Raw genomic sequence first — 13,268 nt, 5'->3', positions numbered from 1 at the left:
CAGTTGTGCTCACCCGGGACCGCCAGGAAGTCCTGACGTTGCGTTCCGGCGAATCACTGACCGGCCGGGTACCCAAAAGGCCTTGCCAGAGGCCGTCGGCCTTCCATGCATTGGCTATCGATGAGACACAGACTGAGATTGTTGACCTAGCCATGCTGCCGAGCGGGCTTTCGGCAAGTGTGTGGAAATGATGAAATGCGCAGTTCGCAGGGGATTTGCCATGCCGCGATCGCCAACGCGTGGTGATGTCGCGAGCGCTGCTGCGCTGACGCGACTACCCAACTGGTTCGGGCGCGCCAACTGGTTCGGGCGCGCGGCGCCCGGAAATCATGATCAGCGGTGAATTGACGATGCGACTGGCGTCCTTGTCGATGAGATCAACGCAGTCGACGAGGTCGCGCGCGTCGGCGAGATCGATGGAGCGACCGGCGATCCAGGTGCGGAAGATTGCCAGGTTGACGCCGCGTAGGAATCGCGGCATCGCATACCTTCCGACAAACTCCTGCGCGTCTTCGAAAATGGCGCTGCGATCTGCGTCGGTGACCAGCAGCGGCCCGCCTGGTTTGAGCACTCGGAAGCACTCGGCCAGCCCGGCTTCGCGCGATGTCCAGTGCTTGATCGAGCCATAGCTGATCACGCCGTCGAAAGTGTGGTCGCCGAACGGGAGCCGGGTTGCGTCACCCAGTTGGAAGCGGACGCGATCGGTGTAGTTGCGCATGCGTTTCGTGGCGCGTTCAATCTGTGGCTGCGAGAGATCAAGGCCGACGATGTGCAAATCGGGCCGCTGATCGGCGATGTAATTCGTGAATAGACCGCCGCCCGATCCCACGTCCAGGACATGGGCGCCCGTCGGCAAGTGCGCTAGAAAGCGCTCGTCGATGACGGGGTGTGACGGGAAGACGGCCGGTGCCACGAATGTCTCGTACATCCACGCATGAAGCCGCGTGTAGGTCGCGGTGATGTCGTTGAATGGCGCAATCGGCATGGAGGCGATGTTAACGGGTGTCAAGTTGCTTTGGCGCCGGTTTGCCCGGTTTGGCTCTAATGGGCTTCGGCGTCAACAGGGGGAATGAGGCCGTCCTGAGTCACCTCTAGCACATGAGCCGTCTCGAAATCGAAGAACATACCGACGACGTATAACGCGCCGGACGCCACTCCAGGGGCCAGGATCTCGTGGTTGGTGAGCCTTTCCACCTGTACGGCCACATTCACGATCGCCAGCCGGTCCACTTCGCTGAAGCCGTTGATGGCGGCGCTCGCGCGCGCCGGATGGTCATCGTGGTAGGCGGCCAGACTGTCGGTCGCATGCTCAAGCCAACGGTCCATCGGGGTCGCCGCTTGGTCCGTCGTCTTCTCCAGCAGCGCCCTCATGGCGTCGCACGACGAATGGCCGCAGACGACGACGGAAGTCACGCCGAGCTGGTTGACCGCGAAGTCGAGCGCGGCATCCACCGAACGTTCGGTCGGATCGACCGGTACTAGGTTGCCGACGTTGCGGACGATGTATAGGTCACCTGGCCTACTGGCGGTGATGACGTCGGGCAGAATCCGGGAGTCGGCACACGTCAGGAACAACGTGTCCGGATTGGGCGAATCGGCCAGGCCGGAGACGTGGCGGTGCAGCGCGTCGACACCGTTGCGGTGGTATTCGGCAATGCCGTGGCGAATCGGGGATTCGGTGTCGTCGCGAGCATGGTCACGCCGGGATGGCCAGGGCACCGCTCGCAGCGACCGGGGCGTGTAGTGGCGCTTCGGCGGACCACTGTGCGCGCTATGCAGGTTCGCGGGCGACGTTTCAACGATGGCTACTGAGCCGCCGGTCGCCTCGTGGCCGGTCTTCCAGTCCGAAATCGCTTCGGAAATGGAGTGATCGATGTAGTCCGCGTTCAGGCTCAGCGTCACGTCCGTGCCTCGCGGAAGCGTCGAGAGCACGTGGGTCAGTCGGGGCAGGAGCAGGAAGCTGAGCGTGCCGTCAATGTCGACCCGCCAATGCTTTGCCTCGTCGCTCACTGGCTTGGCCTCGATCGGCGCGCGAACCACCCGGACCAATAGGATGGCTACCGCGACTGCAAGCCCGATAGCCACGCCCTCCAGCAGATTGAGGAACACCACGCACACGATGGTGATGGCGTAGATCGCGAAATTGCCGGTGCGCCAGGCAAGTTGGATGTGGGCCAGCGTGACGAGCTGTATACCGATCACGATGAGCAGGCCGGCCAGCGCCGCCTTGGGGATCAGTTCGACCAAGTTGGTGAACATCGACGCGAACAGCAGAACCCATACGCCGTGCAGTATCGCCGACATCCGGGTGCGCGCGCCGGCGGCAACATTGGCCGAGCTGCGCACGATGACGCCGGTGATCGGCAACCCGCCGAGGAGCCCGGACACCATGTTCGCGCTGCCCTGTCCGATCATCTCCCTGTTGAAGTTGGTGCGCGGGCCGCTGTGCAGCTTGTCGACACCCACCGCGCACAGCAGCGATTCGACACTGGCGATCAGCGCGATCGTAAAGACACCAATGACAATGGCGCTAATCTCGTGAGTCCAGGGCTGTCCGTCGGGGGCAGCTTGGGCAAGATGCGGCAAGCCGATCGCGTCGAAGAAGTTGCCTGAGAGGTCGATCCGCTCGACGTGTAGGTCCACCACCAACGACAGTGCGGTCGCCGCCGCGATCGCCACGAGCGGGCCGGGAATCATGCGCACCTTGGGTGGCAGCCTCGTCCACAGCAACAGAATGACAATGACCGTCCCGCCGACGATCACTTCGTGCAATTCGTGATTGAGGAGGCCGTTGGGCAACGCCACAATGTTCTGCCAGGCCGAGCTTCGCGACGTACCACCTACCAGGACATGAATTTGCTGCAGCGCGATGGTGATACCGATGCCTGCCAGCATGGCATGCACCACGACTGGCGCGATCGCGAGCGCAGCGCGCGCCATCCGACTCACGCCGAACAGGATCTGCAATGCGCCTGCCGCGATGGTCATCAGGCACAACATTTGCCAACCGAGCTGCTCGATCAGATCGGCGACCACCACGGTGAGGCCCGCGGCCGGGCCACTTACCTGAACCGCTGATCCGCCGAATGTTCCGGCGACAATGCCGCCTACCACCGCGGCGATCAAACCGGCGACCAGCGGGGCCCCGGAGGCGATCGCGATACCTAGCGAAAGCGGCAGTGCGACAAGGAACACGACAAGCGATGCGGGAAAGTCGTGTCGCAAATTCGCCAGGATCCACCGAGCTCCGGATTGGGGCTCATCCGCGTTGGTCTTGGCAGCGGTGCTCATATTGACTCCTCGGAACCGGTCAGAAGGTTGTCGGCGGGGTCCGCTACGAGCTGACGACCCTTCATGACCGGGGTGAATGTCGTCTTTCAAAGAGGTGTCCAGCGGGCGTCGGAAGCTAGATCGGGTCAAACTGCGGGCAGCAAACGTACGCAACCCGCGAGAGCCACTAAAAGAAATCCTCCTCGATCGCCCCGCCGGTTCGGTGAACCGACAGCGCTTTCATGGTTAATTCAAAGAAAGGCCATGCCTGGTGATTGAAGAATTCAGGGTTTGCCTAGAAAGAGAATGTTGTGTTCACCTGCGGCGGGAGGGGGATCGGTGACCGTGGCGTCGAACGTGGAGTAACGCGCCGGGGTGCGGATCACCGTGATGGCGTCGGCGCCGCTGCCGACTTCGACGGCGAGGTCATTCTCGGCAAACAGTGGCGTGTCGACGACCTGTTTCCAGGTATGGGCAAGGCAGGCCATCAGCCCGTTGTCCTGCAGCAGTTCAACCCATTCGGCGGCGGTCTTGTTAGCCAATGCCGATTCCAGTTCGTCGGTCAACTCCGGGTAATTGATCGACCGTGAACGTTGATCAGCGAACCGCTCGTCGTCCAGAAGGTCGGGCCGGCCGATGAGGTGACACAGCTTTTCCCAGTGTTTGGGCACGTATGCGCTGATGACGACGTACCCGTCGGCGGCGCGGAATGCGTCCGACGGCTGGGTTGCGAAGCCGACGCCCTTGCGCCGCTTGGTCTTGGGCGCCGGATCTGGCTTGGGCAGGGCGGCGGCGGTTCGGTTGAGGTGCATCGTCAGTTGGTTGGCTTGCAGGCCGACCGCGACGTCGTACATGGCGACCCGGACGATGTCGGCGACCCCATGGCGCTCGCGGTTTAGCAGCGCGGCCAGAACCGCCTGAGCCAGCACATGACCGCTGGCGTTGTCGACCAGCTGGAACGGGATGATCTGCGGCTTGCCGTCTGGGGTAGGCATCCCGGTGGTCATGCCGGCCTCGGCGGCAACCATGAGGTCGATGCCGGGACGGCTGCCGTGCGGGCCGTTGCCGCCGTAGGCCGTCAGTCGGGCGTAGATCAGTTTGGGGTTGCGTGATCGCAAGTCGTCGGGGCCCAGGCCCATTCGTTCCATGGTGCCGGGGCGAAACGCTTCCAGGACGACGTCGGCGGTGTCGGCCAGCCGCAGGATCTGCTGCTTGGCCTCGTCGGTGGTCAGGTCCAGCGACACCGATTTCTTGCCGCGGTTGTTGGGCAGAAAATAGGTGGCCAGCGGCGGCCGTCCGGGAAGTACCGAGGTAATCCGCCGGGCCGCCTCGCCCCCGGGCGCCTCGACCTTGATCACCTCGGCACCCAGATCGGCCAGCACCTGCCCGGCCAGCGGCCCGGCCACGTTCTGGGTGAAGTCGAGTACCCGAAACTCGTCCAGCGGTTTGGCGGCGTGGTTGTTCGGCTTGTTTGCCATGGGCGGGGCCTTTCTCAATGTGTAGCGGTCTCCCGGTACCGCACGGCGGTGCAGTAGTAGTTTTCGGCGAAGAGCGCTGCTGCGGCATTCATGGCAAGGGGGGATTTGCCGTCGACGGCGTGCGGCTCGAATCCGTTGTCGACCAACAATTGATTCAGCGGTGTGCGAACCACCCGCCAACCACGCTCGTTCAGATAGGGGGCCACGTCGTTGCGTTCGCCGGGGAAGCCCAATCTTTCAATGTCGATGTCGAGACCGTGCTCGTACCACCTCTGGTAAATGGCGTCGAAAAGCTCTCGGCTGGCGGGCGCACTGAAAAAGACTTCGGCGACCAGCTGGCTGCCGTCGGCGCTGAGCTCGGTGATGTTGTCCAGGAGCCGGTCCTGGGCCTCCGGCGGCAGGTAACCGAGGAGCCCCTCAGCCGCCCACACGGCGGGTCGCCCGGCCTCGAACCCGGCCTCTCGCAGCGCCGCCGGCCAATCGTGGCGCAGATCTACTCCGACGCCCCGCACGTCGGCTGTCGGTGCGGCGCCGAGGCCTGCCAGCGCGGCGGTCTTGAATTCCACGACTTGCGGCACGTCGATCTCGAACACCGTCGTCCCCGCCGCCCACGGCAGGCGATACCCGCGAGCGTCAAGACCGGAGGCCAGGAGGACCGCCTGACGGATACCGGCGGCCTGGGCCTGAGCGAAGAAGGCGTCGATGTAGCGCGTGCGCGCCGCCTGTTGGTCGGTCATGCGCTGCATGCCCCAAGGCGCATCGGGAATGTCGACATCGGCGGGGTTGAGTTCGCCGCTGGCCCACCGGGTGAAGAAGTCAATGCCGACTGCGCGCACCAGAGGTTCGGCGAACGGGTCCTGGATCAGGGCGGCCCTGCTGGCGCGGGCACGTCCGGCGGCCACCATGGTCGCCGTGGCGCCCACACTGGACGCCAGGTCCCAGGTGTCGTTATCGGTGCGCGCCATCTCTATACCCCTCTGTGGCCCTTCGGGGCCTTTCTGGATCAGGGGCCACTCGTTAGACAGATTAATCACAAGCGCTCCCGGCGTTGGGCGCGTCTTGCCTCTACCATCATCGGGATGGAGATGACGCCCCCTGGCGAGTTGGTAGCGGACGTCTGCTGCGATGGATCCACACACAGTTCGCCCGTGGCGGCTGCCCGAGATGCCGACTGGCGGCGGCATGCTCGATGGGCGCTGTGCCTGGCCTGGGTGAGCCTGGTCGTGATGCTCTCCGAGGGAGTGGTCGGGCTCTGGCAGGGCGTTGCGGTGGGATCAGTCGCGTTGACTGGGTGGGCGCTTGGCGGTGGGGCCGAGGCGTTGGCCAGTGCGATGGTGGTCTGGCGATTCAGCGGAGCACGCACGTATTCCGAGACCGCCGAACTGCGCGCGCAACGCGGTGTTGCGGTGTCGTTCTGGCTAACCGCCCCCTACATCGCGGCCGAATCGATCCACTACTTGGCCGCCGAGCACCACGCCGAAACCTCGGTGATTGGCATTGCGCTGACGGCCGGCGCGCTGGCGCTGATGCCGATTCTCGGCTGGGCGAAACACCGATTGGCCGTGCGGCTCGGTTCGGCGGCGACCAAGGGCGAAGGCACGCAGAACTATTTGTGCGCCGCTCAGGCCGCCGCGGTTCTGATCGGTCTCGCTGTCACGGCGTGCTGGTCCAGCGGTTGGTGGGTCGACCCGGTGATCGGGCTTGGCATCGCCGGCGTCGCGGTGTGGCAGGGGGTACGGGCCTGGCGTGGCCTCGACTGTGCGTGCTGAACCAGGTCAGTCCAGGCGATAGCGGATCAGCCGGGAGCTGTTGGCTACCACCGCCACCGACGATGCGTTGTGCAGGATGGCCGCGAGCACGGGTGACAACGCACCCCCCGCACCGATGAGCAGCCCGGCGGCGTTGACGGCAATGGACATGCCGTAGTTTTCCCGGATTACATCCACCGCCCGGGAACCGAGGTCGCGCACGTCGAGCAGCCGATGCAGGTCGTCGTTGGCCAACGCCACATCGGCGGTCTCGACGGCGACATCGGTGCCGGCCAGGCCCATGGCGATGCCGATATCGGCCGCCGCCAGTGCGGGGGCGTCGTTGATGCCGTCTCCGACCATGCCGACGATGTAACCGTCGTCTTGCAGCTCGCGTACCACCTCAAGCTTGTCCTCCGGCATCACCTCGGCGCGCCATTCGTCGATTTCCAGCTCCTCGGCAACCACCTTGGCAATGTCGGGATGGTCCCCGGTGAGCATGACGATCCGTCGAATCCCGTTGGCGCGCAGCTCCTTCAGAACCTCGGCCGCTTCGGGCCGCACTTCGTCGCGCAGGCTGATCAGACCGACCAAGGTGCCATCCACGGCGAGCAAAAGCGGGGTCTCCGCCTGGCCCCGTAGCTTGTCCACCCAATCCTGGGCCTTCTTCGACACCTTGACTTTCTCCGACCGCAGCAGCGACGGGCTGCCCAGCAGCAGCGTGCGGCCGTCGGCCCAAGTCCGCATGCCGAGGCCGACGAGGACTTCGCACTCCTCGTGTGGGGGGATGCTGATGTGACGTTCCTCGGTGGATCGGATCACCGCTTCGGCCAGCGGGTGCCGCGAGTGGATTTCCGAGCTGGCCGCATAGGCCAGCACCTGCTCGGGCTCCCAATCCTTATGCATGGCAACGATATTGGTGACCACCGGACGTCCGACGGTCAGCGTTCCGGTCTTGTCGAACACGATCGCGTCGACCCGGCCCGCCTGTTCCAGGTGGGATCCGCCCTTGATCAGAATGCCGCGCCGTGCCCCGTTGCCGATCGCCGCGCTGATCGCGGTCGGGGTGGACAGGCCCACAGCGCAGGGGCAGGCGATCAACAACATGGTCATCGCACGGCGCACATCTCCGGTGATCAACAGGGTGATGGCCGAGACGATGAATGAGGTGGGCACGAAGCGGCGGGAGAAGTTCTCGCCAACCGTCTGGATCGGCGCCCGATCGTGCTGAGCCTCTTCGACTCTGGTGATAATGCGACCGATCGTCGTTTGGTTGCCGACGGCCTGGGCCCGCACCACCAGGCGACCGCGCACCACCACCGAACCGGCGTGCACGTGGGTCCCGACGGTGACGCTGACCGGCAGGTTCTCCCCGGTGATCGCGGACTGGTTGACCACCGCCTCGCCCTCGACCACCTCGCCGTCGACCGGTATTGCGACGTGGTCATGGACCACGACCTCGTCGCCGATCTGCACGGTGTCGATGGGCACCTGGACTTCGGTTCCCGCGTCGGGGCCTTCCGTAAGCCTGACCCAGGCGGTGTCCTGGTTGCCGCGCAACAGATCGGAGATCGCCCGGCGGGTTCGACGCAGGGTCAGATCCTGTAGATACTCACCGATATTGAGCAGCCATAGCACGGTGAGCGCGACGACATTCTCGCGCAAGATGAGGCTGGCGACGGTCGCCGCCGAGACCAGTGCGTCCGTGCCGGCCTTGCCGGAGCGCAGCGAACGCAATGCGCCGCGCAGGAAGGGATAGCCGGTGAAGATCGTGACGCCGGTGGCCACCATCCGGCCGCTCGGACCGAGCAGCGGTGGTCGGGCGAACACGTAGCGACGCACCCCTAGCAGGGCCAGTGCCGCACCACCGATCACCATGCGCAACACGTCGGTGTTGCGGATCTCCGACGAGTGCGGGGCGCGTGCCGGTATCAGTTCGGCGGCGATATGGGCGGCGCCGCTGATCGCCTCCAGAACCTGGGAGCGGTCGCAGCGCTTAGGCGAATACCACACCACCACCGACCCGGTGCGTGGGTAGGCGTGTACGGCCCGCACACCGTTCTGCTTGGCGACGGCCTCTTCCACCGCCACGGCGCGCCGGGAATCGGAGCGGACCCAGTCCACCAGGACCCGCATGCGCCCAGCCGCGTCCGAAACCACGACGAGTGCGGGGTCATCGGCTGGTGCGATCTCTTTGACAATCGCGAGAGACATTGGCAGAGATCAGTGGTCGTGGTCGTGGATGTCGCTGACGGCCGGGGTGGGCGCCTCTTCGCCGATGCGTTCGCGGGCTTCGGCCATCACATCGGCGATCTTCAGCCTGGCCGACTCCGCGGCCGTCTCGGCGCGGCGGGTGCCGCGCAGGCCCAGCTCCGCGGCCCCGACGGCGGTCTCACGCAGCGGCGCCTTGGCGGCGGCCTTCTTCAGCACTTCGTAGGCGGTCACCCCAACCACACCGGTGACTACCGTCGATGCTGCCTTCACCAAAAACGCCTGCACTGCCATTGCCAGAGCCTCCTCTGTGGTCTGTTGAGCTTTCGGACGACGGTAACATCTAAATATCGCGATATCAACATGGATGGTTTCCCCGGGCGAGCAGACGTGGAATCGCACTCAGAAGGCCTTCTGAGTGCGATTCCACGTCTGCTCGTCAGAGTATGCGGGTCACTTTTTCCGTCTCGATGCGGCGCTGCAGCGCCCCCGGATCGGGATTGGCCACTTGCACCAGCGATGCGCCGACGGCCAGTACCGCCAGCAGGCCGTACACCAATTCGTCGGGTGTGGTCCACGAGGCGGTGGACAGGACTCGATCCTTCGACGTCAAACCCCTTGCCGCCGCGGCCCTTTCACAGTCGGCCAGGACCTGCTCGACCGATCGGCCAGCGAGTGCCGGACCGGGTTGGCGTTCGGCGATGATCTGGTCGCCGTGCACCCGCACGCCGGTCGCGTAGTCGGTGACACCGACCGGTAGGTCGGGTGCCGGCCGGCCGAACGGATCCAGGGACAGCACCGCCACCTCTCCGTTAAGGCCGCCGGCGACAGCGGAGTCGGCCTCATCGAGCCTGTCGGCGGTACAAAATGCGACATCTGCGGTTCCGTCCAGAACCACCTCCGCGCCGATCCACCACACCCCGAACAACACCGCCGCCGTCTGCCAGTGGGCCGGCAATAGGATCGCGACCCGGCTGGATCGCCCGGCGGCCAGCTCGTCGCGCAGTAGGTTGCCGGTCTTGGCGGCCCAGTTGGCAAGCGTCGCCGCCGACAGTTCGATGCGCTCGCCAACGGCATCGTCGTAGTAGGTGATGCGCGGTCCGACCGGGTCCGCGCGCAGCATCGGATCCAGGATCTCGGCAGAAAGCGTTGTGAGCGTGGTCAGTTGATGCACTCGGGTTTGTCGGAGCCTGCGGTCAGGATCGGCGACGCTGGGGGAGCGGTGCCGTTATCGGACCCAGCGTTCGATGCCCGGGCAGGTGTCGCCTGGCCGTTCAGGCGGCCGCCGTCGAGGCCGGAGCCCGGACCGGTGTAGTCGTTGGCCAGCACCACGCGCACCGATCCCGCCGGTAGCGACGTATCGGCGACGACCGGCAACCCGCCGAGTTGCTTGGCCACCTCCTGCGCGCCCAGGTCGTCGGTTTTGGCGGCGCGCACCTGACTGCCCTTGACGTGGCCACCGTCGTTGTTGCCGATGTCGCCGGCGGTAAATCCCTTGGCGCTGAGCACGTTTGACACAGCTGCGGCCAGCCCGTTGATGTCGGTGTCATTGGCCACGTTGACCGTGGTCTTGCCGGGTGCGTAGGCCAGCTCTTCGGTCTTGCCTTGATCCTGCTCGTGCAGCAGGCTTGCGACCCATTCCTGGACCTGACGCGGATCCACCCGCACGACGCTTTGCATGCCGTCATCGCTCCAGCCGGCCCCGTCGAGCACCGGAATGGTGGCGAACGCGACATTGCCGCCGGCCAACTTTTGCAGCTGCTTGACGAAATCCATGATGTCCCAACCCGAGGACAGCACGACCGAGCGCTGCACGGCCTGCTCCAGGCGCTTCAGCGTGGCGGGGCTGGACAGTGTCTTGCCGGAGATGACCCGGTGGGCCAGCGAGGCCATCACCGCCTGCTGGCGCACCACCCGATCCAGGTCGCCCCGCGGCAGCTCATGGCGTTGCCGGACGAAGCTCAGCGCCTGCGGACCGTTGAGCTTCTGCTGGCCCGCCGGAAAGTCCGCGCCGGAAAGTGGTTCGTATACAGCCTCTTTGAGGCACACGTCGACGCCGCCGAGCGCGTCGGCGATCAACGCGAAGCCGAGCAGTCCGATCTCGGCGTAGTGGTCGACGGTGACGCCAGTGAGATCGGCGACGGTCTTGATCAGTGCCTCGCGCCCGGCTTCGGTGCCCGCCGCGGCGGCTTCGCCGGCAGAGGCGCCGGCCTGGACGAGGCTGGTTCGCTTGGCCTCTCTGGTTTGGCCGTAGACGCCGTTGATCTTGGTCTTGCCCAATCCGGGGGCGGCGACGTAGGAGTCGCGCGGGATCGAGATCGCGGTCGCCGACTTCCCGTTGTTAGGTATCCGGACCAGGATGATCGTGTCGGTGTTGGTGGCTTCCTCGTCGCCGGCCCGCAATGTCGCCAGTTCCTCGGTGGTCAGCGGGTTGCCGTGCGCATCGGTGCGGCTATCCAGGCCGACCAGCAGGATGTCGATCGCGCCGTCGTCGCCGCCGCGACCCAGGGACGGCGAGGACATATGGAAGATGCCATCTTCGAATGACCGGACGTTACTCCATGCCACTCCGGTGCCGAGGAGGATCGCGATGGCCAGCGCCGCGGAAAGGGGGCGAAGTGCACGAACCACACGAGCCACAGGTTGCTCAGGCATCACTGTAGATTACGTGTGTCACAGCTGCTTTTCGGGTAGCCCAGCTCGGCGTGCCAGACTCGATGCATGTCGGGCAGGCCAGGAAGACTCGTGATCACCGGCGCCGGCGGGCAGTTGGGCAGCCATATGACGGCGCTGGCCGCTCGTGAGGGCCGCGAGACGCTGGCCAAGACGTCTGCGGCGTGGGACACCACCGATCCCGCCGCTGCCGAGCGCAACATCCAAAGAGGCGACATCGTGTTCAACTGCGCGGCCTACACCAATGTCGATGGCGCTGAGAGCGACGAAGCGGGCGCTTACGCGGTCAATGCGACCGGCCCGGAAAACCTCGCCCGCGCCTGCGCACGTGTCGGAGCTCAGCTGATCCACGTCTCCACCGACTACGTATTCAATGGTGACTTCGGTGGATTGCCTGGCGGCGGGCCGCCGCGCCCCTATGAGCCCAGCGACGCCACCGCACCACAGGGTGCCTACGCCCGCAGCAAACTCGCCGGCGAGCAGGCAGCGCTGATGGCGTGGCCCGAGGCCGTCGTGGTGCGGACCGCCTGGGTGTACACGGGCGGGACAGGCAACGATTTCGTTGCCGTCATGCGTCGGCTGGCCGCCGGGGATGGCCCGATCAATGTGGTCGACGACCAAACCGGCTCGCCGACCTACGTCGCCGACCTGGCGGCCGCGCTGTTGGAGGTTGCCGACGCTCGGGTGCGCGGCTGCGTGCTGCACGCCGCCAACGAGGGCGCGGTCTCCCGGTTCGATCAAGCACGCGCGGTGTTCGAAGAAAGCGGCGCCGACCCGCACCGCGTTCGGCCGGTAAGTAGCGCACAATTTCCCCGGCCAGCGCCCCGGCCGAGCTACTCGGCGCTGTCGGGAAAGGCGTGGGCTGCGGCGGGCTTGACGCCGCTAAGGCCCTGGCGCAGTGCACTTGTCGCGGCACTGACAGCGGCCTCGCCCGATGGACCGATACCCTCTACGCGTGACTGACGTCCTGCCGGTCGTAGCGGTGACCTACTCGCCTGGCCCCCACCTGGAGCGGTTCCTGGCGTCGCTGTCAATGGCCACTGAGCGGCCGGTCGGCGTTTTGTTGGCCGACAACGGCTCCACCGACGGAACACCCGAGGCCGCCGTTGAGCGTTACCCCAATGTGCGGTTGCTGCCGACCGGGGGCAATCTCGGGTACGGAACCGCGGTGAATCGCACGGTCGCCCAACTGGGCAGGGAAGGGCCCGGCAGCGACGAGGTGTGGGTTGACGACTGGGTGATCGTGGCCAACCCGGACGTGCAGTGGGGCCCGGGCAGCATCGACGCTCTGCTGGACGCCGCGGCGCGCTGGCCCCGCGCCGGCGCGCTGGGCCCGCTGATCCGGGACCCCGATGGATCGGTGTACCCGTCGGCGCGCCACCTGCCCAGCCTGGTCCGCGGCAGCATGCACGCGGTGCTCGGCCCATTCTGGCCGCGCAATCCTTGGACGGCGGCCTACCGCCAGGAGCGGCTCGAGCCCAGTGAACGGTCGGTGGGGTGGCTGTCGGGTTCCTGTCTGCTGGTGCGCCGATCGGCCTTCAATCAGGTTGGTGGATTCGACGAGCGGTACTTCATGTATATGGAGGACGTCGACCTCGGCGACCGCCTCGGCAAAGCCGGTTGGCTGTCCATTTATGTGCCGTCAGCCGAGGTTTTGCACCACAAGGGCCATTCAACCGGCCGCGACCCGGCGAGCCATCTGGCCGCACATCACAAGAGCACCTATATCTTCCTGGCGGATCGGCATGCTGGCTGGTGGCGGGCCCCGCTGCGCTGGACGTTGCGAGCATCGTTGGCTGTACGCTCCCGCCTGATGGTGCGCAGCTCACTGCGCCGTTCGAGACGATCCGAGCGTCAGGACCTCAAACTGGCAGAAGGGCGGCACTGA

General features: G+C 65.7%; 11 protein-coding genes. 3 read left to right on the top strand and 8 right to left on the bottom strand.

Annotation, left to right across the window (positions count from 1 at the left end):
- Positions 1-274: 274 nt before the first annotated feature.
- The 4 genes from MSIMFI_RS09565 to MSIMFI_RS09550 form a co-directional block, all read right to left on the bottom strand.
- The gene (locus MSIMFI_RS09565; RefSeq protein ID WP_191497027.1) at positions 275-985 is read right to left on the bottom strand and encodes a class I SAM-dependent methyltransferase; all 711 of its coding nucleotides are present in this window, start codon (positions 983-985) and stop codon (positions 275-277) included.
- A gap of 56 nt (positions 986-1,041) precedes the next feature.
- Positions 1,042-3,291 (bottom strand): SulP family inorganic anion transporter, encoded by a 2,250-nt coding sequence (locus MSIMFI_RS09560; protein WP_191497026.1) that lies wholly within the window; start codon positions 3,289-3,291, stop codon positions 1,042-1,044.
- 263 nt (positions 3,292-3,554) lie between these two features.
- Positions 3,555-4,748: a CoA transferase gene (locus tag MSIMFI_RS09555; protein WP_191497025.1), complete on the bottom strand. Its 1,194-nt coding sequence runs from the start codon at positions 4,746-4,748 to the stop codon at positions 3,555-3,557.
- A 14-nt stretch (positions 4,749-4,762) separates the two neighbouring features.
- Entirely contained in the window at positions 4,763-5,713 is a 951-nt protein-coding gene (locus MSIMFI_RS09550) for a class I SAM-dependent methyltransferase (protein ID WP_191497024.1), read from the bottom strand.
- Between the two features lie 120 nt (positions 5,714-5,833).
- Here MSIMFI_RS09550 and MSIMFI_RS09545 point away from each other — a divergent pair, with 120 nt between their 5' ends.
- Positions 5,834-6,517 (top strand): cation transporter, encoded by a 684-nt coding sequence (locus MSIMFI_RS09545; RefSeq protein WP_224770250.1) that lies wholly within the window; start codon positions 5,834-5,836, stop codon positions 6,515-6,517.
- 6 nt (positions 6,518-6,523) lie between these two features.
- Here the strand turns inward: MSIMFI_RS09545 and ctpC are convergent, their stop codons facing one another.
- From ctpC to MSIMFI_RS09525, 4 genes are all read right to left on the bottom strand, one after another.
- Entirely contained in the window at positions 6,524-8,710 is a 2,187-nt protein-coding gene (gene ctpC, locus MSIMFI_RS09540; RefSeq protein ID WP_191497023.1) for a manganese-exporting P-type ATPase CtpC, read from the bottom strand.
- A 9-nt stretch (positions 8,711-8,719) separates the two neighbouring features.
- The gene (locus tag MSIMFI_RS09535) at positions 8,720-9,001 is read right to left on the bottom strand and encodes a DUF1490 family protein (protein ID WP_186241956.1); all 282 of its coding nucleotides are present in this window, start codon (positions 8,999-9,001) and stop codon (positions 8,720-8,722) included.
- A gap of 145 nt (positions 9,002-9,146) precedes the next feature.
- Positions 9,147-9,830: a TIGR03089 family protein gene (locus MSIMFI_RS09530; protein ID WP_191498106.1), complete on the bottom strand. Its 684-nt coding sequence runs from the start codon at positions 9,828-9,830 to the stop codon at positions 9,147-9,149.
- A 38-nt stretch (positions 9,831-9,868) separates the two neighbouring features.
- Positions 9,869-11,365 (bottom strand): LCP family protein, encoded by a 1,497-nt coding sequence (locus MSIMFI_RS09525; protein WP_396819745.1) that lies wholly within the window; start codon positions 11,363-11,365, stop codon positions 9,869-9,871.
- A 63-nt stretch (positions 11,366-11,428) separates the two neighbouring features.
- Here MSIMFI_RS09525 and rfbD point away from each other — a divergent pair, with 63 nt between their 5' ends.
- Together rfbD and MSIMFI_RS09515 are read left to right on the top strand one after the other, a co-directional pair.
- Entirely contained in the window at positions 11,429-12,343 is a 915-nt protein-coding gene (gene rfbD / locus MSIMFI_RS09520) for a dTDP-4-dehydrorhamnose reductase (protein ID WP_191497021.1), read from the top strand.
- On the top strand, positions 12,336-13,268 hold the full coding sequence (locus tag MSIMFI_RS09515; protein WP_224770132.1) for a glycosyltransferase family 2 protein: 933 nt from the start codon (positions 12,336-12,338) through the stop codon (positions 13,266-13,268). The genes rfbD and MSIMFI_RS09515 overlap by 8 nt, the downstream gene beginning before the upstream one ends.

It is taken from the genome of Mycobacterium simulans (assembly GCF_900232995.1).
Classification (GTDB): Bacteria; Actinomycetota; Actinomycetes; order Mycobacteriales; family Mycobacteriaceae; genus Mycobacterium; species Mycobacterium simulans.
This window is presented reverse-complemented; position numbering and strand designations above follow the sequence as displayed.

What these genes read in the sequence shown, in the direction of transcription:
- MSIMFI_RS09530 (WP_191498106.1), bottom strand. Translation starts at nt 9,830, where the DNA reads ATGCTGCGCGCGGACCCGGTCGGACCGCGCATCACCTACTACGACGAT.
- ctpC (WP_191497023.1), bottom strand. Translation starts at nt 8,710, where the DNA reads ATGTCTCTCGCGATTGTCAAAGAGATCGCACCAGCCGATGACCCCGCA.
- rfbD (WP_191497021.1), top strand. Translation starts at nt 11,429, where the DNA reads ATGTCGGGCAGGCCAGGAAGACTCGTGATCACCGGCGCCGGCGGGCAG.
- MSIMFI_RS09545 (WP_224770250.1), top strand. Translation starts at nt 5,834, where the DNA reads ATGACGCCCCCTGGCGAGTTGGTAGCGGACGTCTGCTGCGATGGATCC.
- MSIMFI_RS09550 (WP_191497024.1), bottom strand. Translation starts at nt 5,713, where the DNA reads ATGGCGCGCACCGATAACGACACCTGGGACCTGGCGTCCAGTGTGGGC.
- MSIMFI_RS09565 (WP_191497027.1), bottom strand. Translation starts at nt 985, where the DNA reads ATGCCGATTGCGCCATTCAACGACATCACCGCGACCTACACGCGGCTT.
- MSIMFI_RS09535 (WP_186241956.1), bottom strand. Translation starts at nt 9,001, where the DNA reads ATGGCAGTGCAGGCGTTTTTGGTGAAGGCAGCATCGACGGTAGTCACC.
- MSIMFI_RS09560 (WP_191497026.1), bottom strand. Translation starts at nt 3,291, where the DNA reads ATGAGCACCGCTGCCAAGACCAACGCGGATGAGCCCCAATCCGGAGCT.
- MSIMFI_RS09555 (WP_191497025.1), bottom strand. Translation starts at nt 4,748, where the DNA reads ATGGCAAACAAGCCGAACAACCACGCCGCCAAACCGCTGGACGAGTTT.